This window comes from Acidovorax sp. SUPP3434, assembly GCF_030159015.1.
Classification (GTDB): domain Bacteria; phylum Pseudomonadota; class Gammaproteobacteria; order Burkholderiales; family Burkholderiaceae_C; genus Paracidovorax.
The window spans coordinates 25,137-51,379 of the sequence record NZ_BQXL01000018.1 but is presented as its reverse complement, the minus strand read 5'-3'; the positions used below and the strand labels follow the sequence as shown (position 1 = coordinate 51,379).

The 26,243-nt window shown below is 69.6% G+C and carries 29 protein-coding genes; 17 read left to right on the top strand and 12 right to left on the bottom strand.

Translation table 11 applies throughout. From position 1 onward, the window contains the following. Positions 1 to 11: 11 nt before the first annotated feature. The 5 genes from AVKW3434_RS20795 to AVKW3434_RS20775 all read left to right on the top strand — a co-directional run bounded on the left by AVKW3434_RS20795 (position 12) and on the right by AVKW3434_RS20775 (position 5,308). Complete coding sequence (locus tag AVKW3434_RS20795) at positions 12 to 758, top strand: hypothetical protein (RefSeq protein ID WP_284401630.1); 747 nt, start codon at positions 12 to 14, stop codon at positions 756 to 758. Positions 759 to 828: 70 nt separating this feature from the next. Beyond that, positions 829 to 1,173, top strand: coding sequence for an NAD(P) transhydrogenase subunit alpha part 2 (locus tag AVKW3434_RS20790; protein ID WP_284407339.1), 345 nt, complete (start codon positions 829 to 831; stop codon positions 1,171 to 1,173). Beyond that, positions 1,170 to 2,660: an NAD(P)(+) transhydrogenase (Re/Si-specific) subunit beta gene (locus tag AVKW3434_RS20785; protein ID WP_284407338.1), complete on the top strand. Its 1,491-nt coding sequence runs from the start codon at positions 1,170 to 1,172 to the stop codon at positions 2,658 to 2,660. The genes AVKW3434_RS20790 and AVKW3434_RS20785 overlap by 4 nt, the downstream gene beginning before the upstream one ends. Before the next feature lie 139 nt (positions 2,661 to 2,799). After that, positions 2,800 to 4,479, top strand: a complete 1,680-nt coding sequence (locus AVKW3434_RS20780) for a long-chain-fatty-acid--CoA ligase (RefSeq protein WP_284407337.1) — start codon at positions 2,800 to 2,802, stop codon at positions 4,477 to 4,479. A 67-nt stretch (positions 4,480 to 4,546) separates the two neighbouring features. After that, positions 4,547 to 5,308 (top strand): 5'-methylthioadenosine/adenosylhomocysteine nucleosidase, encoded by a 762-nt coding sequence (locus tag AVKW3434_RS20775; RefSeq protein ID WP_284407336.1) that lies wholly within the window; start codon positions 4,547 to 4,549, stop codon positions 5,306 to 5,308. 152 nt (positions 5,309 to 5,460) lie between these two features. On the opposite strand, the gene AVKW3434_RS20770 is transcribed toward AVKW3434_RS20775, so the two are convergent. The 6 genes from AVKW3434_RS20770 to AVKW3434_RS20745 all read right to left on the bottom strand — a co-directional run bounded on the left by AVKW3434_RS20770 (position 5,461) and on the right by AVKW3434_RS20745 (position 10,314). Continuing rightward, entirely contained in the window at positions 5,461 to 6,567 is a 1,107-nt protein-coding gene (locus tag AVKW3434_RS20770) for an aromatic ring-hydroxylating oxygenase subunit alpha (RefSeq protein WP_284407335.1), read from the bottom strand. 113 nt (positions 6,568 to 6,680) lie between these two features. Beyond that, positions 6,681 to 7,667: a magnesium/cobalt transporter CorA gene (gene corA / locus AVKW3434_RS20765; RefSeq protein ID WP_092742874.1), complete on the bottom strand. Its 987-nt coding sequence runs from the start codon at positions 7,665 to 7,667 to the stop codon at positions 6,681 to 6,683. A 233-nt stretch (positions 7,668 to 7,900) separates the two neighbouring features. Then, positions 7,901 to 8,692 (bottom strand): uracil-DNA glycosylase family protein, encoded by a 792-nt coding sequence (locus AVKW3434_RS20760; RefSeq protein WP_284407334.1) that lies wholly within the window; start codon positions 8,690 to 8,692, stop codon positions 7,901 to 7,903. Beyond that, complete coding sequence (rimI, locus tag AVKW3434_RS20755) at positions 8,689 to 9,159, bottom strand: ribosomal protein S18-alanine N-acetyltransferase (RefSeq protein ID WP_284401612.1); 471 nt, start codon at positions 9,157 to 9,159, stop codon at positions 8,689 to 8,691. Before rimI ends, AVKW3434_RS20760 begins: the two co-directional genes overlap by 4 nt. Next, positions 9,156 to 9,872, bottom strand: coding sequence for a tRNA (adenosine(37)-N6)-threonylcarbamoyltransferase complex dimerization subunit type 1 TsaB (tsaB, locus tag AVKW3434_RS20750; RefSeq protein WP_284407333.1), 717 nt, complete (start codon positions 9,870 to 9,872; stop codon positions 9,156 to 9,158). Before tsaB ends, rimI begins: the two co-directional genes overlap by 4 nt. A gap of 151 nt (positions 9,873 to 10,023) precedes the next feature. Next, the gene (locus AVKW3434_RS20745; protein ID WP_284407332.1) at positions 10,024 to 10,314 is read right to left on the bottom strand and encodes a hypothetical protein; all 291 of its coding nucleotides are present in this window, start codon (positions 10,312 to 10,314) and stop codon (positions 10,024 to 10,026) included. A gap of 192 nt (positions 10,315 to 10,506) precedes the next feature. Between AVKW3434_RS20745 and dacB the strand changes: the two genes are divergently transcribed. From dacB to AVKW3434_RS20730, 3 genes are all read left to right on the top strand, one after another. Then, on the top strand, positions 10,507 to 11,967 hold the full coding sequence (dacB, locus tag AVKW3434_RS20740) for a D-alanyl-D-alanine carboxypeptidase/D-alanyl-D-alanine endopeptidase (RefSeq protein ID WP_284407331.1): 1,461 nt from the start codon (positions 10,507 to 10,509) through the stop codon (positions 11,965 to 11,967). Positions 11,968 to 12,098: 131 nt separating this feature from the next. Then, positions 12,099 to 13,256: an SGNH/GDSL hydrolase family protein gene (locus AVKW3434_RS20735; protein ID WP_284407330.1), complete on the top strand. Its 1,158-nt coding sequence runs from the start codon at positions 12,099 to 12,101 to the stop codon at positions 13,254 to 13,256. A gap of 33 nt (positions 13,257 to 13,289) precedes the next feature. Then, positions 13,290 to 13,961 carry an OmpW/AlkL family protein gene (locus AVKW3434_RS20730; RefSeq protein WP_284407329.1) on the top strand — a complete coding sequence of 224 codons (672 nt, stop codon included), beginning with the start codon at positions 13,290 to 13,292 and terminating at the stop codon, positions 13,959 to 13,961. 92 nt (positions 13,962 to 14,053) lie between these two features. Here AVKW3434_RS20730 and AVKW3434_RS20725 read toward each other — a convergent pair whose 3' ends face one another. The 4 genes from AVKW3434_RS20725 to purE form a co-directional block, all read right to left on the bottom strand. Beyond that, positions 14,054 to 15,007, bottom strand: coding sequence for an SGNH/GDSL hydrolase family protein (locus AVKW3434_RS20725; protein WP_272566738.1), 954 nt, complete (start codon positions 15,005 to 15,007; stop codon positions 14,054 to 14,056). 88 nt (positions 15,008 to 15,095) lie between these two features. After that, complete coding sequence (locus AVKW3434_RS20720; protein ID WP_284407328.1) at positions 15,096 to 16,106, bottom strand: L-threonylcarbamoyladenylate synthase; 1,011 nt, start codon at positions 16,104 to 16,106, stop codon at positions 15,096 to 15,098. A 20-nt stretch (positions 16,107 to 16,126) separates the two neighbouring features. After that, positions 16,127 to 17,299 (bottom strand): 5-(carboxyamino)imidazole ribonucleotide synthase, encoded by a 1,173-nt coding sequence (locus AVKW3434_RS20715; protein WP_284407327.1) that lies wholly within the window; start codon positions 17,297 to 17,299, stop codon positions 16,127 to 16,129. Continuing rightward, the gene (purE, locus tag AVKW3434_RS20710; protein WP_272566742.1) at positions 17,296 to 17,793 is read right to left on the bottom strand and encodes a 5-(carboxyamino)imidazole ribonucleotide mutase; all 498 of its coding nucleotides are present in this window, start codon (positions 17,791 to 17,793) and stop codon (positions 17,296 to 17,298) included. Before purE ends, AVKW3434_RS20715 begins: the two co-directional genes overlap by 4 nt. A gap of 93 nt (positions 17,794 to 17,886) precedes the next feature. On the opposite strand from purE, the gene trxA reads away from it, so the two are divergent. Continuing rightward, entirely contained in the window at positions 17,887 to 18,795 is a 909-nt protein-coding gene (trxA, locus tag AVKW3434_RS20705) for a thioredoxin (RefSeq protein WP_284401594.1), read from the top strand. Positions 18,796 to 18,827: 32 nt separating this feature from the next. After that, the gene (locus AVKW3434_RS20700) at positions 18,828 to 19,634 is read left to right on the top strand and encodes an META domain-containing protein (RefSeq protein ID WP_284407326.1); all 807 of its coding nucleotides are present in this window, start codon (positions 18,828 to 18,830) and stop codon (positions 19,632 to 19,634) included. Positions 19,635 to 19,693: 59 nt separating this feature from the next. Here AVKW3434_RS20700 and AVKW3434_RS20695 read toward each other — a convergent pair whose 3' ends face one another. Next, positions 19,694 to 20,614, bottom strand: coding sequence for a phosphoribosylaminoimidazolesuccinocarboxamide synthase (locus AVKW3434_RS20695; protein ID WP_284407325.1), 921 nt, complete (start codon positions 20,612 to 20,614; stop codon positions 19,694 to 19,696). A 422-nt stretch (positions 20,615 to 21,036) separates the two neighbouring features. Between AVKW3434_RS20695 and hpf the strand changes: the two genes are divergently transcribed. The 3 genes from hpf (at position 21,037) to hprK (ending at position 22,949) form a co-directional block, all read left to right on the top strand. Then, the gene (gene hpf, locus AVKW3434_RS20690) at positions 21,037 to 21,372 is read left to right on the top strand and encodes a ribosome hibernation-promoting factor, HPF/YfiA family (RefSeq protein ID WP_272566746.1); all 336 of its coding nucleotides are present in this window, start codon (positions 21,037 to 21,039) and stop codon (positions 21,370 to 21,372) included. A 121-nt stretch (positions 21,373 to 21,493) separates the two neighbouring features. Next, entirely contained in the window at positions 21,494 to 21,964 is a 471-nt protein-coding gene (locus AVKW3434_RS20685) for a PTS sugar transporter subunit IIA (protein ID WP_272550568.1), read from the top strand. A 31-nt stretch (positions 21,965 to 21,995) separates the two neighbouring features. Next, entirely contained in the window at positions 21,996 to 22,949 is a 954-nt protein-coding gene (gene hprK, locus AVKW3434_RS20680) for an HPr(Ser) kinase/phosphatase (RefSeq protein WP_272566747.1), read from the top strand. A gap of 46 nt (positions 22,950 to 22,995) precedes the next feature. On the opposite strand, the gene fur is transcribed toward hprK, so the two are convergent. Further along, positions 22,996 to 23,430 carry a ferric iron uptake transcriptional regulator gene (fur, locus tag AVKW3434_RS20675; RefSeq protein ID WP_272566748.1) on the bottom strand — a complete coding sequence of 145 codons (435 nt, stop codon included), beginning with the start codon at positions 23,428 to 23,430 and terminating at the stop codon, positions 22,996 to 22,998. A gap of 92 nt (positions 23,431 to 23,522) precedes the next feature. Here fur and AVKW3434_RS20670 point away from each other — a divergent pair, with 92 nt between their 5' ends. The 4 genes from AVKW3434_RS20670 to AVKW3434_RS20655 are packed head-to-tail and all read left to right on the top strand — an operon-like array spanning position 23,523 to position 26,174. After that, positions 23,523 to 24,071, top strand: a complete 549-nt coding sequence (locus tag AVKW3434_RS20670; protein ID WP_284407324.1) for an outer membrane protein assembly factor BamE — start codon at positions 23,523 to 23,525, stop codon at positions 24,069 to 24,071. A 58-nt stretch (positions 24,072 to 24,129) separates the two neighbouring features. Next, on the top strand, positions 24,130 to 24,978 hold the full coding sequence (dapB, locus tag AVKW3434_RS20665; RefSeq protein WP_284407323.1) for a 4-hydroxy-tetrahydrodipicolinate reductase: 849 nt from the start codon (positions 24,130 to 24,132) through the stop codon (positions 24,976 to 24,978). A gap of 17 nt (positions 24,979 to 24,995) precedes the next feature. Continuing rightward, positions 24,996 to 25,682, top strand: coding sequence for a MotA/TolQ/ExbB proton channel family protein (locus tag AVKW3434_RS20660; RefSeq protein ID WP_284407322.1), 687 nt, complete (start codon positions 24,996 to 24,998; stop codon positions 25,680 to 25,682). 30 nt (positions 25,683 to 25,712) lie between these two features. Next, positions 25,713 to 26,174 carry an ExbD/TolR family protein gene (locus AVKW3434_RS20655; protein ID WP_284407321.1) on the top strand — a complete coding sequence of 154 codons (462 nt, stop codon included), beginning with the start codon at positions 25,713 to 25,715 and terminating at the stop codon, positions 26,172 to 26,174. Positions 26,175 to 26,243: the final 69 nt, after the last annotated feature.

Here is a 26,243-nt window from a genome sequence, read left to right as displayed (position 1 = left end):
CAAGCATTCCTGTGAAGACCCGGCTTTCATCCCTGCTCCCCCTGTCCCCCCGCCTTGGCGGCCCGCTGCTCGCCATCGCCTCGCTGCTCACCCTGGCCGCCTGCGCCCCCGTGCAGCCCGCGCTGCCGCACGTGGGCCGTGCGCAGCTGGAACTGCCGCCCGGCGACTGGGAGGTGCTCGGCCGCCGCGACGAGGTGATCGACGTGCTGCCCGACGACACCTCCGCCGACCTGCCCACGCAGATGACCGCCATGGGCCTGCGCGGTCCGGGCAAGGACCGGCCGCTGCTGGCCGTGCTGCTGGTGCAGACCAACAGCACCAACTACCCGCGCGACACCACGCTGTGGACGGCCCCGTGCCCCCAGCAGCAGGGCGTGTTCGTCGAGGACAAGGCCCAGGGCAGTCCCGCGCGCATCGATTGCCTGCGCTACAAGCGCCGCGCCGATACCGAGGACTACCTGGCCAAGAACCGCCCCGCCGTGGCGCAGTGGCTGTCCATGAACCAGGCGGCGCCCACCAAGCCGTACTCGCACGTGTTCTTCCGCTATGCCACCAACGGCGGCGCCATCGTCACCATCGATGCGCTGGTCGATCAGCGCCTGGTGCGCCCACCCACGCGCGACAACGAGGCCTTCCTGCGCGCCGGCCGTCCGGCGCTGGAGTGGGGCGACAAGATGGCGCAGGCCGCGCGGTTGAGCACCGCGATGATGGACGGCCGGCTGATCGTGCCGCCGTTCCCGGTCGCCCCGCCGCAGTAGCCCCTCCATCGTTCAACCAGTCGTCCGTTCCTTCGCCCCGTTCGCCCCTTCACCTTCAAGGAGTGCTGCCATGGATGCCGTTTCCCCCACGCTGATCAACCTGATCATCTTCGTGCTGGCCATCTATGTCGGCTACCACGTGGTGTGGACCGTGACCCCGGCGCTGCACACGCCGCTGATGGCGGTGACGAACGCGATCTCGGCCATCGTGATCGTCGGCGCCATGCTGGCCGCGGCCCTCACCGAGACCACCCTGGGCAAGACCATGGGCGTGCTCGCGGTGGCGTTGGCCGCGGTGAACGTGTTCGGCGGCTTCCTCGTCACGCGGCGCATGCTGGAGATGTTCCGCAAGAAGGAGCGCAAGCCCGCGTCCTCCGCTGCCGCCGGCGCCGCTTCCGACAAGGCCGCGCCATGAGCATGAACCTCGTCACGCTGCTGTACCTGGTGGCCAGCGTCTGCTTCATCCAGGCGCTCAAGGGGCTCTCGCATCCCACCACCTCGATCCGGGGCAACCTGTTCGGCATGGCCGGCATGGCGATCGCCGTGCTCACCACCGCCGCGCTGATCTGGAGCGTCACGCGCGGCGCGCCCATGGGCCTGGCCTGGGTGCTGCTCGGATTGCTCGTCGGGGGCGCTGCCGGCACGGTGATGGCCCAGCGGGTGGAGATGACCAAGATGCCCGAACTGGTCGCCTTCATGCACAGCATGATCGGCCTGGCGGCCGTGTTCATCGCCGTCGCCGCGGTGGCCGAGCCCTGGGCCTTCGGCATCGTGCCGCCCCCCGTTCCGGCCCTGGCCAGCGCCGCCACACCCGAGGGCAACGTGCTGGTGGAAGGCTTCGCGCGGCTGCCGATCCCGTTCGGCAACCGGCTGGAGCTGTTCCTGGGCGCGGCCATCGGCGCCATCACCTTCAGCGGCTCGGTGATCGCCTTCGGCAAGCTGTCGGGCAAATACAAGTTCCGCTGGTTCCAGGGTGCGCCGGTGCAGTTCAAGGGCCAGCACCTGCTCAACCTCGTGCTGGGCCTGGCGACCGTCGGGCTCGGGCTGGTCTACATGGCCACCGAGAGCTGGACCGCCTTCTTCGCCATGCTGGCGCTGGCGTTCGTGATGGGCGTGCTCATCATCATTCCCATCGGCGGCGCGGACATGCCGGTGGTGGTCTCGATGCTCAACAGCTACTCGGGCTGGGCGGCGGCGGGCATCGGCTTCAGCCTGAACAACAGCATGCTCATCATCGCCGGATCGCTGGTGGGCAGCTCGGGCGCCATCCTGTCCTACATCATGTGCAAGGCGATGAACCGCTCGTTCTTCAACGTGATCCTGGGTGGGTTTGGCGGCGATGCGGCGGCGGCTTCGGCCGGCGGCGCGCAGGCGCAGCGCAGCGTCAAGAGCGGCAGCGCCGACGACGCCGCCTTCGTGCTGGGCAACGCCGAGACCGTGGTGATCGTGCCCGGCTACGGCCTGGCCGTGGCGCGCGCCCAGCATGCGGTCAAGGAGCTGGCCGCCAAGCTGGCCGAGAAGGGCATCACCGTCAAGTACGCCATCCACCCGGTGGCCGGGCGCATGCCGGGCCACATGAACGTGCTGCTCGCCGAGGCCGAGGTGCCCTACGACCAGGTGTTCGAGATGGAAGACATCAACGGCGAATTCGGACAGGTGGACGTGGCGATCATCCTCGGCGCCAACGACGTGGTGAACCCCGCCGCGCACACCAAGGGCAGCCCCATCTACGGCATGCCCATCCTGGAGGCCTACAAGGCCAAGACCGTGATCGTGAACAAGCGTTCCATGGCGGCGGGCTATGCCGGCCTGGACAACGAGTTGTTCTACATGGACAAGACCATGATGGTCTTCGGCGACGCCAAGAAGGTCGTCGAGGACATCGGCAAGGCCATCGAATAGGCCCGCGCTCCGGTGCCGCCCGCGTGGCGGCCGCTGCAGCAGGGGCGCACGGTTTAGGGAAACTACAGGCCCCTGGCGCCTTCGCCCGCGACGACAATGCGGGCTCCTTTTTGTAACAGTAGGTTTGGAGACACACAGCATGAATGACCGCCCGTGGCTTGCCGCCTACCCACCCGGGGTGCCGGCCGACATCGACCCGGCGCAGTACCCCTCGCTCATCGCCCTGATGGAAGAGGGCTTCGGCAAGTACGCCGACCGCGTGGCCTACAGCTACATGGGCAAGGATGTGAGCTTCGGCGAGACGGACGTGCAAAGCCGCCACATCGCGGCCTATCTCCAGGGCCTGGGGCTGGCCAGGGGCGACCGCGTCGCGGTCATGATGCCCAACGTGCCGCAGTACCCCGTGGCCGTGGCCGCCATCCTGCGCGCCGGTTTCGTGGTGGTGAACGTGAACCCGCTGTACACCCCGCGCGAACTGGAGCACCAGCTCAAGGACTCGGGCGCCAAGGCCATCGTCATCATCGAGAACTTCGCCGCCACGCTGCAGGCGTGCATCGGCGCCACGCAGGTCAAGCACGTCGTGCTGTGCGCCATGGGCGACCGCCTGGGCTTCCCCAAGGGCCTGATCGTCAACTACGTGGTGCGCAGCGTGAAGAAGCTCGTGCCGCCGTTCAACCTGCCCGGCGCGGTGCGCTTCAACGACGCGCTGTCGCAGGGCGCGCGCGGCACGCTCAAGGTCCCCGACCTGCGCCCCGACGACGTGGCCCTGCTGCAGTACACGGGCGGCACCACGGGCGTAAGCAAGGGCGCCGTGCTCCTGCACCGCAACATCATCGCCAACGTGCTGCAGGCCGAGGCCTGGAACGTTCCCGTGATGCAGACCGTGCCGGCCAACGAGCAGCCCACCACCGTGTGTGCGCTGCCGCTCTATCACATCTTCGCCTTCACGGTGAACATGATGATGAGCATGCGCACGGGCGCCAAGAACATCCTGCTGCCCAACCCCCGCGACCTGGCGGCGGTGCTCAAGGAGCTTTCGCGGCACACCTTCCACAGCTTCCCGGCCGTGAACACACTGTTCAACGGCCTGGCCCACCACCCCGACTTCAACACCGTGAACTGGAAGAACCTCAAGGTGTCGGTGGGCGGCGGCATGGCCGTGCAGGGCGCGGTGGCCAAGCTCTGGCTGGAAAAGACCGGCTGCCCCATCTGCGAAGGCTACGGCCTGTCGGAGACCAGCCCCACGGTCGCCTGCAACCCGGCCACCGAAAAGGCGTTCACCGGCACCATCGGCGTGCCGATCTCCAGCACCTACATGAAGCTCATCGACGACGATGGCCGCGACGTGACCGAGCCGGGCGCACGTGGCGAGATCGCCATCAAGGGCCCGCAAGTCATGGCCGGCTACTGGCAGCGGCCCGACGAGACCGCCAAGGTCATGACGGACGACGGCTACTTCAAGTCCGGTGACATCGGCGTGATCGACGAGCGCGGCTACTTCAAGATCGTGGACCGCAAGAAGGACATGGTGCTGGTGAGCGGCTTCAACGTCTACCCCAACGAGGTCGAGGACGTGGTGGCCACGCTGCCCGGCGTGCTCGAATGCGCGGTGGTGGGCGTGCCCGACGAGAAGACGGGCGAAGCCGTCAAGCTGGTCATCGTCAAGCGAGGCACCGACCTCACCGAGGCGCAGGTGCGCGAGTTCTGCAAGGCCAACCTGACCGGCTACAAGCAGCCCCGCGTGATCGAGTTCCGCGATTCGCTGCCCAAGACCCCGGTAGGCAAGATCCTGCGCCGCGAGTTGCGCGACAAGCGCTAGTGCAGCCCGTCCCGTCCTGGCCCCGGGCCACCCCGGCGCGGGCGCAACCGCTGGGGGCGTTGCGGCCGTGACGACCGCCATCCTCAGCGCCCTGGCCGAAGAGCAGCAGGGCCTCATCGACGCGCTCACCCGGGGGCGCCGCACGCTCCATGCCGGCCGCACGTTCTGGAGCGGCGGCCTGCACGGTCGTGAGGTGGTGCTGGCGCTCTCGGGCATCGGCAAGGTCGCGGCGGCCACCACCGCCACCGCGCTGATCGAGCGCTTCGGCGCGGCGCGCGTGGTGTTCACCGGCGTGGCCGGCGGCCTGAGCGCGGACGTGCAGGTGGGCGACGTGGTCGTGGCGCACGACTTCCTGCAGCACGACATGGACGCCTCGCCCCTGTTCCCCCGCTGGGAGCTGCCCGGCTACGGCCGCACCCGGCTGCCGTGCGATGAAGCGCTGGCCGGCCGGCTGGCCGATGCCGCCGGCGAATGCCTGGCCGGCGGCGCGGCCGCGCTGTGGGACGGCGCCGGACTGCCGCCGCCCCTGCGCGCTCCGCGTGTGCACCGGGGCCTGATCGCGAGCGGCGACCGCTTCGTGTCGACCGTGCAGGAATCGCAGTCGCTGCGCGACGCGTTCACCGCCGCCGGCCATGCGGTGCTGGCGGTGGAGATGGAGGGCGCCGCCGTGGCCCAGGTCTGCAGCGACTACGGCGTACCCTTTGCCGCCGTCCGCACCGTCTCCGACCGCGCGGACGACGCCGCGCACGTGGACTTCCCCCGCTTCGTGCAGACCGTGGCCAGCCGGTATGCCGATGGCATCATCGGGCGGTGGCTTCAGATGCTATGAAGTTAATAGCTATACGCCGGGACGTTGATTGTGCTGGAGGCCGATTCGGTACGAAATGACCGGCTCGCGGCAGAGCGCGTGGGACGGGAGCGGCCCAGGCGCCCGGAACCCCATGCTGGCCTTGGTCGACGCCGTGCCTTCGCACCCGGCGCTCATTCATCCATCCACTGGCGGTAAATCTCCTGGAAGCGCCGAACGAGGCGCTCGCCGGGTTGCAGGGCGCCCTTCATGCGCGACGGCCTGGACGACAGCCCGCGCTGCACAGATTCACAAATGCCCCGGTCCTCCGCGAACAGCCGCTCCGCATAGGCGGTGTGCCACGGGCCCACGATTTCCAGCATCGCCATTTCGGCCCGCGTGAGGTCGGGAATCTCGAAGCTGAAGAGCCGGGCAAACATCCTGCAACTGCCGGGGCCGGTCGGCTGGTAATCCATGATGGCGAGCTGCTGGTTGTCGGTGTATCCGATGGTCGTGGCGGGAAAGATGAGGTGGTGCCGGTAGCCATTGGGGTAGGGCACCGGCGCCCGTTTGAAAATTTCGTTCACCCGGGCATCCCGCGCGCGAAGGTAGCGCTTGGGATTCATGCGGGTCACATAGGAGATGGTGTGGTCGGCGTCCGGGTCGCAATCGACCTGAAGCGGCTTTTGGACGTCGGCGGCGAAGGTCTCCGCATGCACGGAGAAGGCGTGTTCGAACTCCACCGTGTTTTGCAGTACGACCTTCCAGTTGGCCGCGATGTCCTGCACGTGCTTGGGCCGCTCGGTCCCGATGGCCACGGACATTTGCGTGAGGGCGGGCAGCAGGGGGCCCAGGAATTCGTCCAGGCGGTGGCGGGGCTCCGCGCTGACGAAGATGAACTCGCCCATCACCTCGACCTGCCACATCTCCAGCCGCAGCTCCTGTGTCTGATAGCAGGCCAGGGCCTCATCGCGCCGATGGGGCACGCCAATCGCCATCCCGTCGCCGTCGTAGGTCCACAGGTGGTAGGGGCAGCGGATCGGTCCATGGCCGCTGGGCGCTTCGAAGAACGCGGAAAAGCGGTGGGGACACACATTGGCATAGGCCACGATGCGGCCTTCATGGCGATGGACCACCAGATCCGTCGGGCCGATGATCCGCTTGACGTAGTCGAGTTCGTTCGGGATGTCGCGCGTCAATGCGGCCAAATGCCATGCCCGCCGGAAAATGCGTGCTTGCTCCAGGACCTGTACCTGCGGGTCCGTGTAGCCGGCAGGATCGATGAGATGGTTCTCGGGCATGGCCCATCCTACTTGAACACGGCGATGGGAAACCACGTGCTGTGGGGCCTGCCCTGCACGCACCGCCGTGCCTCGTCGCTAACGCAAAACGGGCCGCGCCGCGGCCCCGAAGGTCACTTCAACCAGCCGCGCTTTCGGAAGTACCACATGGGGCCCAGGGCGCTGGCCACCATCAGCGCCAGCGCGTAGGGGTAGCCCAGCGACCAGTCCAGCTCGGGCATGAACTTGAAGTTCATGCCGTAGACGCTGGCGATCAGCGTCGGCGGCAGCAGAGCGACGCTGGCGACCGAGAAGATCTTGATGATCTTGTTCTGGTTGATGTTGATGAAGCCGACCGTGGCGTCCATCAGGAAGTTGATCTTGTCGAACAGGAACGCCGTGTGGTTATCGAGCGACTCGATGTCGCGCAGGATCTGGCGCGCCTCCTCGAACTGCTCGGCGTTGAGCATCTTGCTGCGCATCATGAAGCTCACGGCGCGGCGCGTGTCCATCACGTTGCGGCGGATGCGGCCGTTCAGGTCCTCCTGGCGCGCGATGGCGGCCAGCACCTCGCCGGCGCGGGCATCGGTCACGTCGCCGGCCAGCACCTGCACGCTGACCTTCTTCAGGTCGTCGTAGATGCCTTCGAGGGTATCGGCGGAGTATTCGGCGTCGGCGTCGAAGAGCTTGAGCAACACCTCCTTCGCATCCTCGATCAGGCCCGGTGCCCGGCGCGCGCGCATGCGCAGCAGGCGGAAGACGGGCACGTCTTCGTCGTGGATGGAAAAGAGCACGCCCTTGCTCTTGAGCGTGTCGTTGACGAGGTTCAGGATGAAGGCCACGCGCACCGAGCGCGGGTCGTCTTCGTCGTCGATGAGAAAGTCGCTGCGGATGTGCAGCTCGCCGTTGTCTTCTTCATAGAAGCGGGCGGATTCCTCGATGTCCTCGTCCATGGCGTCTTCGGGGATGAAGAGGCCGTAGTGCTGCTTGACCCAGCGTTTTTCTTCGAGGGTGGGCGACTCCAGGTCGACCCAGATGGGCTGGAACTGCGCCAGCTCTTCCAGGGACTCGATTTCTTCCTGGACGAGCCGGCCGTTGGCGAGCGTGAAAATGTTGAGCATGTGGGCTCACTCCCGGTGTGTGATGGGCTTTTTCTGCGAGGGATGGGGCGGCTTTCAACCCTCGGCAGGCCGGGAGTTGAAAGCTACCAACTGGGGTAGGTTTCCACGGAGGAATCTCCAAAAATGCAAGCCGCGGATTATGGCATTGCGCTGCGTCAATCCCATGACACCCGCCGAGGCCCGGCGGGGCCTGACAGCCCGTGCGCGCAGTGCCGGGAAGGCTTTGTTTTCCGTCAGTCCGCCTCGGGCGCCGGGTTGCCCGCCGCCCGCACGGTGGCGAGGGCGCGGCACAGGTCGGCCCAGGCGGCGGCCTTGGCCTCGGGGGCGCGCAGCAGGTAGGCCGGGTCGTAGGTGACGATGGCCGGCGTGCCGCCGGGCAGGGCGTGCAGGCCGGCGCGCAGCCGGCCCAGGGGTTCGCGGCTCTCCAGCACGGCGCGGGCCGCACCCAGGCCGAGCACCAGCACCATCGACGGGCGCAGGCTGGCCAGCGCCTCGTGCAGCGCGTGCGCGATGCCGGCATCGCCGGGGCCCACGGCGCCGGTGCGCTGCACGGCGGCGAAGAACACCCGGGGATGGCGGTGCAGGCGCATGGCGCGCAGCATGTTGTCCAGCAGCTTGCCGGCGTCGCCGGTCAGGGGGGCGTCGGGCGTGGCGCTTTCGGCCAGCACCAGCCAGCCGGCACCCAGGTCCACCGGCGTGGCCGACGGGTCGGCCTGCGGGTACAGCGGCTGCGGCGCCTGCAGGGCCGCGGCGGTGCCCGCGGCCTCGTCGCGCGCCGGGGGCACAGCCACGGGCGCAGGCACCGGGGCCGGGCGGGCCACGGCGGGGGCCGAGGCCTGCGGCGCCGGCGCCATCCGGGGCGCGGCCGGCGCGGCGTAGGGGGTGGGGGCATCCATGGATTCGGCTGCCGGGGCCGCGGCCACGACGGGCTCCGGCACGGCCGGGGGGGCGGCTGCCGGCGCCCACACGGTGATGCCCATCTCGGCCAGCATGGCGCGCTGGCGTGCGTCCAGGTCCAGGCTCATAGCGGCAGGCTCATCACGACGGCATCCTCGCGCTCTCCGCCGTGGGCGGGGTAGTAGCGCTTGCGTTCGCCCACGAAGCGAAAGCCCCGGGCTTCGTAGATCGACCGCGCCCGCGCATTGCTCACGCGCACTTCCAGCCACAGCCATTGCGCGTTGCAGCCGCGCGCCCACAGGGCCAGCGCATCCAGCAGCAGCCGGGCCCAGCCCTGGCGCTGGTGGACGGGGGCCACGGTCAGGTTGAGCAGGTGCACTTCGTCCACGCCTTTCATGGCCACGAAGTAGCCGATCAGTTCATCGCCGGCCATCAGCAGCTGGGTCTCGTAGCCGGCCGCCATGGCATCGATGAAGTTGCCGCGCGTCCAGGGGTGCGTGTAGGCGACCTGTTCGATCGCCAGCAGCGCATCCAGCCGCGCGAGCGTGAGCGGCTCGAACCGGGCTTCTTCGGGGGTGTGGGGAACGGCGCTCATGGGGCACTCAGAATGGGAGGCAGGGCGGCTGCGGCCGCCTGCCTGGCCGCCAGGCGCTCCGCCGTGGTTTGCGCCACTTTATCGCGCACGTACAGCGGCAGGGCTTCGCTGGCCGGTTGCGCGCCCCCCGCAGCGATGCGCGCGGGGGCCAGGTGCAGCAGGGCCAGGGCGGTCGGCAGGGCGAACACGTGGGGGGCGTCGGGTGCAAGCCGCTCGCCATAGGCCGCGCGGGCATTGCCGGCCACGGTGTAGCCGGGCGGCACGGCCACGGACTGCGGCGCGCACAGGCCGAAATCGTCGCCCCCGCGCCAAGTGCCGTCGGCCTGGAATTCGAAGGGCGCGGTGTAAACCTCGTCCATGCGGGCGTCGAGCACCGCCACCACGCGCGTGCAGCCGTGGGCATGGCGGGCCGCCTCGGCCACGGCCAGCAGGGTGTCGATCGGCAGCACCGGCACGCCCGCACCGAACGCCAGTCCCTGCGCCACGGAGCACGTCGTGCGCAGGCCGGTGAACGAGCCCGGGCCGCGCCCGAAGACCACGGCATCCAGCGTGTCGAACGACAGGCCGGCCTCGGCCAGCAACGCCCGGATCGCCGGCAGCAGCGTGGCGGACGCCTGCGCGCCGCCGGGCCCGCTGTGCTCCCAGGTCGCATCGGCGCGCTGGACGGCGATGGACAGGGTGTCGGTACTGGTATCGAAGGCGAGCAGGTTCATGGGGTGAGGGTGGGTGGCCCGCCCGAAGCGCCGGGTCTGCGAAACCGCAGCCGTGCGCCGCACCCGGTGCTGGGGAGCCGGTGCGCATTATCGGCGCCCCGGCCGGCGGCTGCCGCTCCGCCGCGCGCAACCCCAGCGCGCGGTGATGGCGTCAGGCGGCCGCGGCTTCCAGCGCCGCCGGCTGGGCCAGGGCATCGCCCTCGCCGGCCAGGAGGCCCAGGGGGGCGTCGGGGGCGGGCTTGTCGCACGGCTGGGCGGCCACGCGGGTGGCGATGTCGCGCGCCGCGGGCGAAAAATACAGCCAGAGGTTGTCGCTGGCGAGGTCGTAGCTGGAGAAAAGGGCGCGTCCCGAGCCGGGAGGCGTCATCAGGAACTTCGCCATGAAGATCTGCTGGATCTGGCGCGCGGGCTCGAACGCGTCCTGGTCATTGCCGAGAGCCAATTTGTACCAAGTGCTCACAGTTGCCTTTCTCCCCGGAGGCCGGGACTTCAAGATGGAGGCCATCCTAGGGTGAACCCGAAGGCCGCCGGCCCTCCCCGCGAGCGCATCGATCTGTAGGACGAAGGCCGGTCCTCGGCCGCTGGCAGCGCGCCAGGGCGGCGGCCCCGGCGTGCCTCGCTAGACTCGTCCGCCATGTTGCAAGTCTTTTCATGGCGCCGGCGTCTGGCCGTGCGCGCGGCCACGCTCGTGGCATTCGCGGGGGCGGCGCTGCCGGCCCTGGCCCAGTCTCCCGCCATGCCCGAGGCCGTCGCCCTGCCGCCCGCGGTCGAGGCCGCCCTGCAGCGCGCCAAGCTGCCGCGCGAGGCCCTGTCGGTGCTGGTGGTGGATGCGGAGGGCCGGCAGGCGCCCCGGCTCGCCTACCGCGCGCAGGTGCCGGTCAATCCCGCCTCGGTCATGAAGCTGGTCACCACCTATGCCGCGCTGGACCAGCTGGGGCCGGCCTTCACCTGGGACACGCCGGTGTACCTGGACGCCCGGCCGCGGTCCGGCAGCCTGCAGGGCAACGTGTACATCAAGGGGCAGGGCGACCCCAAGCTCGTGGTGGAGCGCCTGTGGCTGCTGATGCGGCGTCTGCAGGCGCAGGGCATCCAGGTGATCGTCGGCGACATCGTGCTGGACCGCAGCGCCTTCGACGTGCCCGAGCACGATGCCGCGCGCTTCGACGGCGAGCCCCTGCGCCCCTACAACGCCGCGCCGGACGCGCTGCTGGTCAACTACAAGTCGATCGCCATGACCTTCGTGCCCGATGGCCCGGCCGGGCTGGGGCGCGTGCAGTACGAACCCCCGCTGGCCGGCGTGCAGTGGCCGGCCACCGTGCCGCTGGCCGCGGCGGGCGCGGAGTGCGGCGACTGGCGCACGGCCCTCAAGGCCGAGCTGGCCGACCCCGCCCGCATCGCCTTCCAGGGCGTGTACCCGGCGGCCTGCGGCGAGCGCACCTGGGCGGTGGCGCCGGCCGATCCCGCCGGCTACGCGGCGCGCGCCATCGAAGGCATGTGGCGCGAACTGGGCGGCAAGCTCACCGGCAGCGTGCGCGACGGGCGGGTGCCCGCCGGCCTGGCCCCGGCCTTCAGCACGTCCTCGCCCACGCTGGCCGAGGTGGTGCGCGACATCAACAAATACAGCAACAACGTGATGACGCAGCAGGTGTTCCTCACGCTGGCGCTGCAAAAGAACGGCCGCGGCACCTTCGACGGCGCGCGCGCCGTGGTCGGGCAGTGGTGGCGCCAGCGCTTTCCCGGCACGGAAGCGCCCGTGCTGGACAACGGCGCGGGCCTGAGCCGCGAGGCGCGCATCAGCGCCCAGGCCCTGGCGCGCATGCTGCAGGCCGCATGGCTGTCGCCCGTCATGCCCGAGCTGGTGTCGTCGCTGCCGATCACCGGCGTGGACGGCACCCTGCGCCGGGCGCAGGGACGGTCGGTGGGCGCGGCCCACCTCAAGACCGGCAGCCTGCGCGACGTCTCGGCCATGGCCGGCTACGTGCACGCCGCCAGCGGCCGCCGCTACGTGATGGTGGCCATCGCCAACCACCCGAACGCGGCCGCGGCGCGCCCGGCCATCGAGGCCCTGGTCGATTGGGTGGCCCATGACCGCTGAGGCGCCCTGGACGGGCACCCGCGCGGCGCGGCTATCGGTAGTTCCCCTGTGCCGGCCCCGGGCGGTGCAGGTTTACGATGGGTCCCAGTAAAACGCACGACCGTGCTATTTTCAACCTGACGGAGAACACCTTGATCTCGAAAACCACTAAAAACAGAGCTTCCTGGGCGGTGACGGCATTGGCGGCAGCCGCTTTGCTGGCGGCCTGCGGGGGCGGCGGCTCGGACACGACGCCCGCCGTGAGCGTGAAGTCCGTGAAGGTCATGGGCGACAGCCTGGCCGACAGCGGTACGTTCGGCTTCAAGTTCACCGTGCAGGGCACGGCGGCCACGGGCGCCGGCTCCAGTTCCGTCTGGCCCGAGCGCGTCGCCACGAGCTACGGGCAGACGCTGTGCGCGCACTACCAGTCGACCGGCACCACGTTCGGCACGCGGGCGGAATGCACCAACTACGCCGTGGGCGGCGGGCGCATCAACAACTTCACGGCGCCCACCTCGCCGGTCTCCATCACCAAGCAGATCCAGGATGCCGGCGCCGCCGGATTCACCGACACCGACCTGGTGCTGATCGACGGCGGCGCCAACGACGCGGCCGACCTGATCGGCGCCTACCTGCGCGCCTCGAGCGACGGCGGTGCCACCTACCGCGCCGTGCTGGGCACGCTGCTGGACGCCAACACCGTGAACACCGCCCTGGCCGGCGGCGCGACCGGCATGGCGCAGGTGGGTGGGCTGTACATGCAGACGCTGGCCACGCGTTTCGCGGCCACCATCAAGACCAACACGCTGGACAAGGGCGCCAAGCGCGTCGCGGTGCTCAACGCCCCGGGCATCACCCTCACCCCGCGGTTCCGCCTGGTGGTGGCTTCCATCGCGGCCGCCAACGGCGCGGCCGCCGCCGCCCAGGCCGAAGCCCTCTTCGACGGCTGGATCCAGGCCTACAACGCCCGCCTGGCCACCAGCCTGGGGACCGACAGCCGCCTGGCCCTGGTGGACTTCTACAGCTCGTTCAAGGACCAGGCCACCAACCCGGCCCAGTACCAGCTGACCAACGTCTCGACCGCTGCCTGCCCGGCCACCGGCGTGGGCAGCGATGGCCTGCCGACCTACTCCTTCCCGACCTGCACGTCGGCCGCCCTGTCGGCCCGCACGCCCCCTGCAGGCGCCACGGGCGGTGCCGACTGGTGGAAGTCCTACGGCTTTGCCGACAGCTTCCACCCCACGCCGTATGGCCACCAACTGGTCGCCCAACTGGTGTCGCGTTCCCTGTCCACCGCCGGTTGGCTCTGATTGCCCAGGCCCCATCCCCATCGAGGAGTTTTCATGAAGCCATTTTCCTGGGCCTGCGTGGCGATCGCCGCGGCCGCCGTCTGCGGCACGGCCAGCGCACAAGTCGCCGGCACGTTGAGCCTGCGCGCCGGCGTGACCCAAATCTCGCCCCAAGTCAAAAGCGGCAACCTGAGCGCGCCGAGCTTTCCCGGCACCCGCGTGGACGTGCATTCCGCCACGGCGCTGACCGGCGGCCTGAACTACATGCTGACCGACCACTGGGCGGTGGACGTGCCCATCGGCCTGCCGTTCAAGCACTCGTTCTACGGTGACGGCGCCATTGGCGGCGTGGGCAAGGTGGGCGAGACCAAGGTGGTGCCCGCCACGGTGTTCGCGCAATACCGTTTCCAGGAGGCCAACGCGGCCTTCCGGCCGTATGTCGGGCTGGGCGTGACCTATGCCAAGTTCTTCAAGGAGCGCACCACCGCCACGCTGAACGGGCTGACGGGCGGCACGCCGGCCAATCCCACCACCGCGTCGATCGACGACAAGTGGGGCGTCACCGCGCAGGTCGGCTTCGTATGGCAGTTCAACGAGCGCTGGTTCCTGGACGCGGCCTATTACAAAGGCTTCCTCAAGACCACCACGCGCCTGTCGAGCGGGCAGAACATCGACATCAAGCTCAACCCCAACGTGTTCGCGGTCGGGATCGGCTACCGGTTTTGAGGCCCCCCGCCGGGCCCGTGCCGCACGGAGCCCGCGGCACCATCAAAAAAGCCGACCCGAGGGTCGGCTTTTTCGCGTGGGCTGCAAGGCGCTTACCAGCGGGCGCGCAGGCGGTCGTACGCGTAGGTGCCGAACTGGCGCTGGGCCGAAGGCGTGAAGTAAACGCGGTCGGCGAACACGTACTTGTCCTGGGCGGCGCCGGTCAGCAGCGTGGAGGCGTTGCACAGCAGCGAGTTGACCTGGCCTGCGCCGATGCCGATGCCGTTGTTGGGGTCCACCGAGGTGCAGACGGCGTTGTCCTTGTCGGTGAAGCCGTAGCCCGAAGGCGAGCCCACGAACACGTTGCCGTAGTAGGCCAGATCGACATACAGCACCGTGGTGCCCAGGTCTTCGATGTTCACCAGCAGGGCCTGGTTGAACTGCGTGCTGGCGTTGCTCAGCAGCGTGGTCTGGTTGATGCCCACGGCCCAGGGGCTCTTGCCCAGGTCGTAGGTGCCGGTCACCACCACGTGCTTGGCACCGGCGTTGGACAGGCGGCGCACCTGCGCGGCCAGTTCCTTGCCGGCCGTGGCTGCGTTGGTGAGGAACTGCGCGCTGGTCTGCGTGCCCGCGTTCACCGCAGCCATGCCGGCGATCACGTCGCTGATGCCGCCGTTGATCAGCACCAGGTCGTTCTCGGCGAAGCCGCCCTTGGACAGGAAGGTGTCGATCTGCTGGGTGACGGACGGGGTGGTGGTCCGGCCGGCGGCGTCGGTGGTGGCCGTCACGCGGGCATTGCCCTGCGCGTAGCCCGTGCCGCCCGCTGCGGCGGCGGTGAAGCTCTTGCCGTAGTTGTTGGCGATCTGCTGGGCCCAGTTGTTGATGCTGCCGTCGTTGACCGTGTAGCGGGCCCCGTTCTGGCCGATGTCGGTGAAGCCGTCACCGAACGTGATGAACCGGTCGGGCGTGATGGCCGACTCGGTTGTGCTCGAACCGCAAGCCGCGAGCAACGTGGCCGTTGCACAAGCGGCGACCACGAGGGTGCGGCGCATCCAATTTGCTGCCATGGGTTTTTCTCCAGAAAATGTGGCGAGAGTTTAACGACTGGCGCGGCACGGCCTGCAACAGGGCGTGCCGCGGGACATTCGATCCGGTTTATGCGGCCGCGGCACGCTGCAGGCGGTCGCGCACGCCTTCCCATTCGGGGGTGGCGGGCGGGGCTTCGATCCAGATCAGCTTCACGCCGTCGTCGTCGAAGGCGCGCAGCACGGCAAAGAGCTGCTGGGCGGTGGCCGTGGCATCGTCAGGCATGCGCCGCACCTGCACTTTGGCCGAGCGCGAGCGCAGCGGGCTGCGCGCGTAGACGGCCAGGTGCGCGGCATCGGCGCCCAGCAGGTCCAGCCCGGTTTGCAGCGCCTTGGCCTCCATCAGCCGCACCTTGGCGGCCGGTGCGTAGTGGGCCTCCAGCGTGCCCGACGCGCGCGGGGTGTGCGCGGGCAGGTCGTCCTTCGACAGCGGCGCCAGGCCGCATGCCTGGGCGATCTGCGCGCGGGTGATGGCGCCGGGCCGCAGCAGCACCGGCACGCCGCGCGTGCAATCGACGATGGTCGATTCGATGCCCACGCCGCAGGGCCCGCCGTCCAGCACCAACAGCGCCTCGCCCAGCTCGTCCTGCACGTGCAGGGCGGTGGTGGGGCTCACGCGGCCGAAGCGGTTGGCGCTGGGCGCGGCCACGCCCCACACGGGGCGGCCCTCCAGCGCCGGGTCGTCCGATGCGCCGGCGCGCAGCACGGCCTGGGCGACGGGGTGGGCGGGGCAGCGCAGGCCCACGCTGTCCTGGCCGCCCGTGGCGGCGGTGGCCACGCCGGGCCGGCGCGGCAGGATGAGGGTGAGCGGGCCGGGCCAGAACGCATCGACCAGCGCCTGCGCGAACGCCGGCACTTCGCTGGCGAAGTGGGCAATGCCGCCGGCATCGGCCACGTGCACGATCAGCGGATGGTCGCTCGGCCGGCCCTTGGCGGCGAAGATCTGCGCCACAGCGGCATCGCTGGCCGCGTCGGCGGCCAGGCCGTACACCGTCTCGGTGGGCAGGCCCAGCAGCGCGCCCGTGCGCAGGGCGCGCGCGGCGGCGGCGATGGATTCGGGGCGTTGGCCGTCAAGGATCATTTCGCGTGCGGGCCCCGGGTTCAGAAGGCTTCGATGCCCAGCAGCGCCGCCGCCTGCAGCGCCGTGGCGCGCGCGGCCTCGGCGGTCGGGGCCGTCACGTTCAGGTGGCCCATCTTGCGGCCAGGCTTGGCGTCGGCCTTGCCGTACAGGTGCAGGTGCGTGCCCGGCAGCGCCAGCACCGCGTCCCAGGCGGGCGTGCGGGCCTGCGGGCCGTGCGTGAACCACAGGTCGCCCAGCAGGTTGAGCATGACGGCGGGGCTGTGCTGGCGCGGCTGCATGAGCGGCAGGCCGGCCATGGCGCGCACCTGCAGCTCGAACTGCGAGACGTCGCACGCGTTCTGGCTGTAGTGGCCGCTGTTGTGCGGGCGCGGGGCGATCTCGTTGACCACCAGCTCGCCGCCGTCGAGCACGAAGAACTCCACGCACAGCACACCCACGTAGTCCAGGCCGTTTGCTATCGATTTAGAATCATCGACGGCATGTTCCACTAGGGCATGAGGCACATTACCCTCGTAAACCTCGGTGACCGCCAGAATGCCGTCCCGGTGCAGGTTGCGCTGCACGGGCAGGTGCACGCAGGTGCCGTCGGCGCCGCGCGCCACGATCACCGAGCATTCGAGGGCCAGGGGCAGCATCTTTTCCAGCACGCAGGGCACGCCGCCCATGGCCTGCCACGCGGCGGCGAGTTCGGCCGGCGTCTTCACGCGGGACTGGCCCTTGCCGTCGTAGCCCATGCGCGCCGTCTTCAGGATGCCGGGCAGAAGATCGGGCGCCACGGCCGCCAGATCGGCGGCGGTTTCGATCACCGCGTAGGGCGCGCAGGGCACGCCGCAGCGCACGAAATGGGCCTTCTCCTGGGCGCGGTCCTGCGCGATGGCCACGGCGCTCGCGGCCGGCGCCACCGGGCGCTCGGCGCCCAGCGTGCGCAGCGCCTGGGCCGGCACGTTCTCGAATTCGGTCGTGATGGCATCGCACAGGCCGGCCAGCCGGGCAAGGCCGTCCGGGTCCTCGTAGGCGGTGCGGATGTGGTGGTGGCTCACCAAGCCGGCGGGGCTGTCGGCGTCGGCATCCAGCACGGCCGTGAAGTAGCCCATGGCCTGCGCCGCGTGCACGAACATGCGGCCGAGCTGGCCGCCGCCGACCACGCCGAGCGTGCTGCCGGGCAGCAGCGGGGGCCTCGGCTGCGCGCTCATGCGGACACCGGCGGCAGGGCCATGGCGCGCGCCGCGGCGGTCTGCTCGGCGCGGAAGGCCTCGAGCCGCTCGCGCAGGGCGGGGTCCTCGGTGGCCAGCAGGGCCACGGCGAACAGCGCCGCATTGGCCGCACCCGCCGTGCCGATGGCGAACGTCGCCACCGGAATGCCCTTGGGCATCTGCACGATGCTGTGCAGCGAATCGACGCCCTGCAGGTGGCGGCTGGCCACCGGCACGCCGAGCACCGGCACCGTGGTCTTGGCGGCGATCATGCCCGGCAGGTGGGCCGCGCCCCCCGCACCTGCGATGATGGCCTTGAGCCCCGCGCCGGCCGCTGCCTCTGCATAGGCGAACATGTCGTCCGGCATGCGGTGGGCCGAGACCACGCGGGCTTCGTGGGCGATGCCGAATTGCTGGAGAATCTGCACTGCGTGCTGCATGGTCTCCCAGTCGCTGCTGGAGCCCATGACCACACCGATCTGGATGGGTTTCATGTGAGTGGGGCGCTGGCCGAACCGGCCGCCCGCCGAAGTGGAACCCGCGATTTTACTTTTTGTGTGCCGAGCGCACCCACCGGGCCTGAACACATGATCGACGTCACCGTAGAAAATTTTGAAACCGAAGTCATCGCCGCCTCGATGGACGTGCCCGTGCTGGTGGACTTCTGGGCGCCCTGGTGCGGCCCGTGCAAGTCGCTCGGGCCCATCCTGGAGAAGCTGGAGACCGAATATGAGGGCCGCTTCAAGCTCGTGAAGATCGACTCCGACCAGGAGCAACAGATCGCCGGCATGTTCGGCATCCGCAGCATTCCCACCTGCGTGCTGCTGATGAACGGCCAGCCCGTCGATGGCTTCATGGGCGCCCAGCCCGAGGGCCAGGTGCGGGCCTTCCTCGACAAGCACGTGCCCACCGCTGAAGCGGCCCTGGCCGAGCAGGAAGAAGAGCTGGCGCAGGACGCGCTGGCCGACGGCGACACCGACACCGCGCTGGAAAAGCTGCAGCACGCCGTCGCCACCGACCCCGCCAACGACGACGCCCGCTTCGACTACGTGAAGCTGCTGCTGCAGCTGGGCCGCGAGGACGACGCCAAGGTCGCCTTCGCCCCCGTGATCGCCAAGGCCCCGGCATCGCGCAAGCTGGGCGCGCTCAAGGCCTGGATGGACGCGATCGATTTCGTGGCCAGGGAGGCGAACGGCCCGTCGGCATTGGCCGATTTCGATGCCAGGATCGCGGCCAACCGCCGCGATTTCGACGCCCGCTTCGGCCGTGCGCGCTGGTTCATCGCGCACCAGCGCTGGACCGAGGCCATGGACGAACTGCTGGAAATCCTCATGCGCGACAAGGCCTGGAGCGACGAGGCCGCGCGCAAGACCTACGTGGCCGTGCTCGAGATCATCGAGCCGCCCCGGGTGAAGGTGGCCGAGGGCCAGATTCCGCCGGAAGACCCGACGGTCGCCACCTACCGTCGCCGCCTGTCCAGCGTGGTGCTGAGCTGATCTGCGCCCCAGCCACCGAAGCCGCCCGGCCCATGGGTGCTGAACGGGCCCGTGCGGCGGCGCTGGCCGTGGCCTCGGTGCTGGTTCTCGCCCTGGCGGGCTGCGCCACATCGCCCCCGCCCGATGCCATGGTCATCGGCACGGTGTTCTCGCGTGAGCGCCTTTACGTGCCGCCCGACGAGCCGGCCGTGTTCGAGGCGGCGCTGCTCGACGTCTCGCGGCCCGATGCGCCACCCACGGTGCTCGGGCGCCAGCGCATCGAGCTGCCGGGGCCGCCGCCGTACCAGTTGCGGATTCCTTTCCGGTCCGCGCTCACGCAGCCGCTGCTGCCGGGCCGCTACCGGGTTCGTGCCTCGCTGTCCCTGCAAGGCCACGTGCGCTTCGCCTCCGATGGCACCCATCCGTTGCCGCCGGACCCGGCCTATCGGCGCGTGGATGTCGAGCTGCACCGCCTGCCTTTGGACAAGGCGACCGTGCAGGCCGAGGTGCCGCTGCGACAGACCTACTGGCGGTTGGTGGAAATCGATGACACGGCCGTGCCGCCTGCCCCCGCTGGAGCGTCCGAGCCGCATCTGGTGCTGGACAGCGAAGGGGGACAAGCGCGCGGGGCAGGGGGCTGCAACCGCTTTTTGGCGAGCTACGCGGTCGATGGCGTGCGCCTGCGCATGACGCAGATCACTACGACGCTGCAGCTGTGCCTGCAGACGGCCACCCTGGAGGGCCTTTTCCTGCACGCGCTGGGCGAAGTCCGGACCTACCGCCAGGAAGGGCGGCAACTGCTGCTGTTCGGCGAAGAGGCGCGCGTGCTGCTGCGGCTGGAGGCCATCGAGCTGGAGTGAGGCGGCCGCACGGGCCGCCGGGATGCCGCTGCGTCCCCTGGCGCGTGCGGCAGGGCTGTTCAGCCCACCAGGCGCTCGAGCGCCTCGTGGTACTTGGCGGCGGTCTTCTCGACCACCTCGCGCGGCAGGCGCGGGGCGGGCGCGGTCTTGTTCCAGGGCTTGCCGTTGATCTGCGTCTGCTCCAGCCAGTCGCGCACGAACTGCTTGTCGTAGCTGGGTGGGTTCTCGCCGGCGGCCAGAGCGCTTTCGTAGCCTTCCACGGGCCAGTAGCGCGAGCTGTCGGGCGTGAGCACCTCGTCCATCAGCACCAGCGTGCCGTCGGGCGCCAGGCCGAACTCGAACTTGGTGTCGGCAATGATCATGCCCTTTTCCAGCGCGATGGCCGCGGCCTCCTGGTAGATGGCGATGCTGAGGTCGCGGATCTTCGTGGCCAGCTCGATGCCGATCATCTCTACCGTGCGCTCGAAGGTGATGTTCTCGTCGTGCTCGCCCATCGCGGCCTTGGCGGCCGGGGTGTAGATAGGCTGCGGCAGCTTGGCCGCGTTGGTCAGGCCCTCGGGCAGCTGCACGCCGCACACGGCGCGCGATTCCTGGTATTCCTTCCAGCCGCTGCCGGCCAGGTAGCCGCGCACCACCGCCTCCACGGGGATCGGCTGCAGGCGCTGCACCAGCATCGAGCGGCCGCGCACCTGGGGGGCCTCGTCCGGCGTCACCACGCTCTCGGGATCGTCCCCCGTCAGGTGGTTGGGGCACAGGTGGCCCAGCTTGTCGAACCAGAACAGCGCCATCTGCGTGAGCAGCTCGCCCTTGCCCGGAATCGGCTCGCCCATGATCACGTCGAAGGCCGAGAGGCGGTCGCTGGCCACCATCAGGATGCGGTCGTCGCCCACGGCGTAGTTGTCGCGCACCTTGCCGCGCGCGAGCAGCGGCAGGGACGTGAGGGCGGAGGTGTGCAGTGCGGAGGAAAGGGGCAGGGTCATGGTGGGTGAAGCGATTGCGAACGGGAAAGCCGCGGCTTTCGGCGGCAGGGCCGGCCAGCCCGCGATTTTAGGGCGCGTGCCGGGATGGCCGGTGCAGGGAGGTCGGGAGGGAGGGGCGTGGGCCGGAACCGCAGCGGACGGCGGGCCACTGCGTCGGCAGGGCGCCGTGCCGGCGGTGCGCCCCGCGAAGGCGTCTGCGCTGTGTGCCGCGGAGCAAAGCCAGGCTATTTTGCGCCGTTTTTCGGCCCTTGGCACCTCGGGGCCCAAGACCCGACAGCCGACTTCGGTATGCGTTTGCAATTGCCCGGGGGCGGGCGCATAGTGAATCCAACACATGCATGAGTTGACCTTTCGCCGGGCCGTCCTTCCACCAGACCTTTGAGGACGGCGCTTCTTCAACGCAAGCCCAGGAGGCCAGTTTTATGAACCTGACGATCAGCGGTCACCACCTCGAAGTAACTCCCGCATTGCGCGCCCATGTGACGGAAAAGCTGGACATCATCAGCAAGCATTTCGACCAGGTGGTCGACGTCAAGGTGCTGCTCACCGTCGAGAAGCAAAAGGAGAAGGAAAAACGCCAGCGCGCGGAATGCAACGTGCATGTGAAAGGCAGTGATCTGTTCGCCGAGAGTTCCCATTCCGACCTGTACGTGGCCGTGAACGACCTGGTGGAAAAGCTGGACCGCCAGGTGGTCCGCCACAAGGACCGCATCCAGAATCACCACCATGGCGCCATCAAGCGGGAGCTGGTGGCCTGATGGGTGCCGGGGCCTGAGCAGCCAGGCCCTTCGCCACGCCGCCCTCAGGGGCGGTTTTTTTATGCCCCCCTCAAAGTGCTCAGGGTTTATGCTAGGGGGTGCATAATCGCAACCCTTCACCATGAACCGTCTTGCCTCCATCCTGCCTGCCGCTCAAGTGCTCGTGAGCGTCGACGCCACCAGCAAAAAGCGCGCTTTCGAAGAGGCAGGGTTGTTGTTCGAGAGCCAGCACGGCCTATCGCGCGCCCTCATCACCGACAGCCTCTTCGCCCGCGAGCGGCTGGGCTCCACGGGACTGGGCCACGGTGTCGCCATCCCGCATGGCCGCATCAAGGGCCTGAAGGCGCCGATGGCCGCCGTCTTCCAGTTGGCCCACCCGATCGGTTTCGATGCGCCGGACGAGCAGCCCGTCGGGCTTCTGATCTTCCTGCTGGTGCCCGAGGCGGCCACGCAAAAGCACTTGGAGATCCTCTCCGAGATCGCCGAGCTGCTGAGCGACGGCTCGCTGCGCGAGCGCATCAAGGGCAGCACCGATGCCGCCGAGCTGCACGGCCTGATCGCCGGCTGGCAGTCCGCCCAGGCCACCGCCTGACCCCGCCGCCGCTGCGAACGCTGAACCTTCCGTGAAACCCAACGTCGTCAGCGCCGATGTCCTGTTCGAGGAGTTCCGCGGCCCGCTGAAGTGGGAATGGGTCGCCGGCCTCGGGGCCTCCGAGCGGCGCTTCGACGAGGTGGCCGTGCGCTCCGCGCGCTCCGGCGCCGACCTGGTGGGCTACCTCAACTACATCCACCCCTACCGGGTGCAGATTCTGGGCGAGCGCGAAACCGCCTACCTCACCAACGCGACGCCCGAGGACTGCAAGCGCCGCATCGCCCGCATCGTCACGCTGGAGCCGCCCGTGCTGGTGCTGGCCGACAGCCAGGTCGCGCCCGATGCGCTGCTGTCCATGTGCGAGCGCGCGCAGATACCGATGTTCTCCACGCACGAGTCGTCGGCCTTCGTCATCGACGTGCTGCGCGCCTACCTGTCCAAGCACTTCGCCGACCGCACCACCATGCACGGCGTGTTCATGGACATCCTGGGCCTGGGCGTGCTGATCACCGGCGAGTCGGGCCTGGGCAAGAGCGAGCTGGGCCTGGAGCTGATCTCGCGCGGCAACGGCCTGGTGGCCGACGACGCGGTGGACCTGTTCCGCATCAACCAGACCACCATCGAAGGCAAGTGCCCCGACCTGCTGCAGAACCTGCTGGAGGTGCGCGGCATCGGCCTGCTGGACATCCGCGCGATCTTCGGCGAGACCGCCGTGCGGCGCAAGATGCGGCTCAAGCTCATCGTGCACCTGGTGCGCAAGGAAACGCTGGAGCGCGACTACGAACGCATGCCCTACGAGCCCCTCACGCAGGACGTGCTGGGCGTGCCGGTGCTCAAGGTGGTGATCCAGGTGGTGGCGGGCCGCAACATCGCCGTGCTGGTCGAGGCGGCCGTGCGCAACACCATCCTGAACCTGCGCGGGATCGACACCTACCAGGAATTCGTGGAGCGGCACCGTCGCGCCATGGAGCGCGACGGCTCCTGATCGTCGTGCCGCGCCCCGGGCCCGCCGGGCGGCGCGCACCTCTCGCTCAGCGGTGCTGCGTGGTGGCCAGCTTGGCGCAGGTGGCGCACTGGCCGTACAGCGCCATCGAGTGGTCCTGCACCACCCAGCCCTTCGACTTGGCTACCAGCTGCTGGCGCTTTTCGATCTCGGGGTCGTAGAACTCCTCGACCTTGCCGCAGACCGTGCAGATGAAGTGGTCGTGGTGCTGGCCCTCGTTGAGCTCGTACACCGCCTTGCCGCTTTCGAAGTTGCTGCGGTTCAGGATGCCCGCCTGCTCGAATTGCGTGAGCACGCGGTACACCGTGGCCAGGCCGATGTCCGAGCGCTCCTGCAGCAGCACGCGGAACACGTCTTCTGCGGTCATGTGGCGCTGCGCGCCCTTCTGGAAGATCTCGAGGATCTTCAGGCGCGGCAGGGTCGCCTTCAGGCCGGTGCTCTTGAGTTCGTCGATGTTCGTCATGACAGGGGTTTCCGTGTACCAAACCAGCGTGCCAAAGCCCGGGAGAAGCTGCCGCTACAATGGGTCGGATCATATCGCCTATGCCTAACTCCATGTCCGTTTCCGCCCGCTGCAGCGCCCGTTGGGCCCTGACCCTGTTGATCGGCGCCAGCTTGACGGCCTGCGGCAGCTTCGACAGCGCCAGCAACCGCGTCGCCAGCCTGGTCACTCCCTACAAGGTGGACGTGGTTCAAGGCAACTTCGTCTCCCGCGAGCAGGTCGAGGCGCTCAAGCCCGGCATGGGGCGCCAGCAGGTCAAGGAAATCCTCGGCACGCCGCTGGTGACCAGCCTGTTCCACGCCGACCGCTGGGAATACGTCTTCACGCTCAAGCGCCCCGGCGTCGAGGTGCAGTCGCGCAAGCTGACCGTGTTCTTCAACGGCGACGTGTTCGAGCGCGCCGAGGGCGACGAGATGCCCACCGAGGCCGAGTTCGTCGCCACCCTGGGCACCCGCACCCCGAAGAACAAGGTGCCGGTGCTGGAGGCGACCGAGGCCCAGCTGGCCAAGTTCCCCAAACCGGCCACGCTGCCCGAACCTGCCGATTCGCCCGTGCCCACGCCGCCATCCAGCTACCCGCCGCTGGAATCGTCGACCCGCTGATTTCCGCCGGCCAGGGCCTGGTGCGCACCGGCCCTGCGGCTTAGCCGCTGATCTTTCCATGACCGCCACCACTTCCCCGAACGCATCCCCCTCCACCCCTTGCCGCGTGGCCGTCGCCGGGGCCTCCGGCCGCATGGGGCGCATGCTGATCGAAGCCATCCGCGACACCGGCGGCGAATGCGTGCTGGCCGGCGCGCTCGACGTGGCGGCCAGTCCCGCCATCGGCTCCGACGCCACCGCCTTCCTGGGCCATGCCAGCGGCGTGGCCATCACGGCCGACGTGCGCGAAGGCCTGCGCCATGCGGACGTGCTGATCGACTTCACCCGCCCCGAGGGCACCATGGCCCACCTGGCGGTGTGCGCCGAGACGGGCGTCAAGATGGTGATCGGCACCACCGGCCTGTCCGACGCGCAAAAGGCCGAGATCGCCGCTGCCAGCGTGCGCACCGCCATCCTGCTGTCGCCCAACATGAGCGTGGGCGTGAACGTCACGCTCAAGCTGCTGGAACTGGCCGCCAAGGCCATGTCCACGGGCTACGACATCGAGATCATCGAGTCCCACCACCGCCACAAGGTGGATGCGCCCTCGGGCACCGCGCTCAAGATGGGCGAGGTCATCGCCCAGGCCCTGGGGCGCGATCTCAAGGACTGCGCCGTCTATGCCCGCGAGGGCATCACGGGCGAGCGCGATCCGTCGAGCATCGGCTTTTCCGCCATCCGCGGCGGCGACATCGTGGGCGACCACACCGTGCTGTTCGCCGGCACCGGCGAGCGCATCGAGATCACCCACAAATCCGCCAGCCGCACGACCTATGCCCAGGGCAGCCTGCGCGCCGTGCGATTCCTCGCCGCGCACCAGACCGGCCTGTTCGACATGTTCGACGTGCTGGGCCTGAACGCGGCCTGACGGCCGGCGCGCACGCGATGGACGGCCTGCACTGGTGGCGTCAGGGCGACGCGGTCACCCAGATCAGCGCGCTGCTGCTGCTGGCCATGTCGGTCGCCAGCTGGGTCGTGATCGTCTGGAAGGCCCTGCTGATGCGCCGTGCCCGCCGTGATGCGGCCCGCGCCATCGCCGCCTTCTGGCAGGCCCCGTCGATCGCCCTGGCGGCCGAGCGCCTGCCCGCCTTCGACCGCGATGGCCTGGTGATGCCGCTGGTGCAGGCGGCCAGCGCCGTGGCCGGTGCCAACCAGGCCCCCGCCACGCTGGCCGCGCGCGGCAGCCTGTCCCAGCAGCTGACGCGCGGCCTGCGCGATGCGCTGCACGGCGTGCTGGGCCGGCTGCAGTTCGGGCAGGTGCTGCTGGCCACCGTGGGCTCCACCGCGCCGTTCGTGGGCCTGCTGGGCACCGTGTGGGGCATCTACCATGCGCTCACCGCCATGGCCGGGGCCGGGCAGATCACCATCGACCGCGTGGCAGGCCCGGTGGGCGAGGCGCTGGTCATGACCGCTGCCGGCCTGACCGTGGCCATTCCCGCCGTGCTGGCCTACAACGTGTTCGGCCGCTTCATCGGCCGCACCGAGGCCGACCTGGAAGGCTTCGCGCGCGACCTGCGCGAGCTGGTGCTGGACGAATCCGGCATCGCTCCGCCCGCCGCGGCGAACGACTGACCGGCGACGGACTCCCGCCCCGCACGCGCCATGGCATTCGGCCGACTCGAACGCACCACCGGGCCGCAGCCCATGAGCGACATCAACATGACGCCGCTGGTGGACGTGATGCTGGTGCTGGTGGTCATCTTCATCCTGACCGCGCCGCTGCTGGCCAGCTCGATCCGGCTGGACCTGCCGCGCGCCGACGGCGCCACGCCCGGCGCGCCGCCGCAGTCGGTCACCGTGGTGCTCGACAAGGAGGGCCAGGCCTACCTGGACGACGTGCCGCTCGCCCCGCAGGCGCTGGCCGCGCGCCTCGCGCAGCTGGCCAGGGAGCAGCCCGACACCGAGGTGCAGTTGCGCGCCGACACCGCCGTGCCGTATGGCCGGGTGGTCGAGGTGATGGGGGCGGCCAATGCCGCGGGCCTGCGGCGCATCGGCTTCGTGGCGGACCCGGCCGCGCCGGCCGCCCCTTCCGCAGTTCCAGCCTCTCCCGCCGCTGCCCGCTGACCGGCCGGGCCCTGCGCCAGCCGAGGCCGCGCACCGTGTAACGCTTCGCGCCGCCCGCGGCCGGCATCG

Excerpts from the sequence above, each read along its gene's own strand:
- AVKW3434_RS20790 (WP_284407339.1), top strand. The coding sequence starts at position 829 with ATGGATGCCGTTTCCCCCACGCTGATCAACCTGATCATCTTCGTGCTG.
- AVKW3434_RS20785 (WP_284407338.1), top strand. The coding sequence starts at position 1,170 with ATGAGCATGAACCTCGTCACGCTGCTGTACCTGGTGGCCAGCGTCTGC.
- AVKW3434_RS20780 (WP_284407337.1), top strand. The coding sequence starts at position 2,800 with ATGAATGACCGCCCGTGGCTTGCCGCCTACCCACCCGGGGTGCCGGCC.
- AVKW3434_RS20770 (WP_284407335.1), bottom strand. The coding sequence starts at position 6,567 with ATGCCCGAGAACCATCTCATCGATCCTGCCGGCTACACGGACCCGCAG.
- corA (WP_092742874.1), bottom strand. The coding sequence starts at position 7,667 with ATGCTCAACATTTTCACGCTCGCCAACGGCCGGCTCGTCCAGGAAGAA.
- AVKW3434_RS20760 (WP_284407334.1), bottom strand. The coding sequence starts at position 8,692 with ATGAGCCTGGACCTGGACGCACGCCAGCGCGCCATGCTGGCCGAGATG.
- rimI (WP_284401612.1), bottom strand. The coding sequence starts at position 9,159 with ATGAGCGCCGTTCCCCACACCCCCGAAGAAGCCCGGTTCGAGCCGCTC.
- tsaB (WP_284407333.1), bottom strand. The coding sequence starts at position 9,872 with ATGAACCTGCTCGCCTTCGATACCAGTACCGACACCCTGTCCATCGCC.
- dacB (WP_284407331.1), top strand. The coding sequence starts at position 10,507 with ATGTTGCAAGTCTTTTCATGGCGCCGGCGTCTGGCCGTGCGCGCGGCC.
- AVKW3434_RS20730 (WP_284407329.1), top strand. The coding sequence starts at position 13,290 with ATGAAGCCATTTTCCTGGGCCTGCGTGGCGATCGCCGCGGCCGCCGTC.
- AVKW3434_RS20725 (WP_272566738.1), bottom strand. The coding sequence starts at position 15,007 with ATGGCAGCAAATTGGATGCGCCGCACCCTCGTGGTCGCCGCTTGTGCA.
- AVKW3434_RS20720 (WP_284407328.1), bottom strand. The coding sequence starts at position 16,106 with ATGATCCTTGACGGCCAACGCCCCGAATCCATCGCCGCCGCCGCGCGC.
- AVKW3434_RS20715 (WP_284407327.1), bottom strand. The coding sequence starts at position 17,299 with ATGAGCGCGCAGCCGAGGCCCCCGCTGCTGCCCGGCAGCACGCTCGGC.
- purE (WP_272566742.1), bottom strand. The coding sequence starts at position 17,793 with ATGAAACCCATCCAGATCGGTGTGGTCATGGGCTCCAGCAGCGACTGG.
- trxA (WP_284401594.1), top strand. The coding sequence starts at position 17,887 with ATGATCGACGTCACCGTAGAAAATTTTGAAACCGAAGTCATCGCCGCC.
- AVKW3434_RS20700 (WP_284407326.1), top strand. The coding sequence starts at position 18,828 with ATGGGTGCTGAACGGGCCCGTGCGGCGGCGCTGGCCGTGGCCTCGGTG.
- AVKW3434_RS20695 (WP_284407325.1), bottom strand. The coding sequence starts at position 20,614 with ATGACCCTGCCCCTTTCCTCCGCACTGCACACCTCCGCCCTCACGTCC.
- hpf (WP_272566746.1), top strand. The coding sequence starts at position 21,037 with ATGAACCTGACGATCAGCGGTCACCACCTCGAAGTAACTCCCGCATTG.
- AVKW3434_RS20685 (WP_272550568.1), top strand. The coding sequence starts at position 21,494 with ATGAACCGTCTTGCCTCCATCCTGCCTGCCGCTCAAGTGCTCGTGAGC.
- fur (WP_272566748.1), bottom strand. The coding sequence starts at position 23,430 with ATGACGAACATCGACGAACTCAAGAGCACCGGCCTGAAGGCGACCCTG.
- AVKW3434_RS20670 (WP_284407324.1), top strand. The coding sequence starts at position 23,523 with ATGTCCGTTTCCGCCCGCTGCAGCGCCCGTTGGGCCCTGACCCTGTTG.
- dapB (WP_284407323.1), top strand. The coding sequence starts at position 24,130 with ATGACCGCCACCACTTCCCCGAACGCATCCCCCTCCACCCCTTGCCGC.
- AVKW3434_RS20660 (WP_284407322.1), top strand. The coding sequence starts at position 24,996 with ATGGACGGCCTGCACTGGTGGCGTCAGGGCGACGCGGTCACCCAGATC.
- AVKW3434_RS20655 (WP_284407321.1), top strand. The coding sequence starts at position 25,713 with ATGGCATTCGGCCGACTCGAACGCACCACCGGGCCGCAGCCCATGAGC.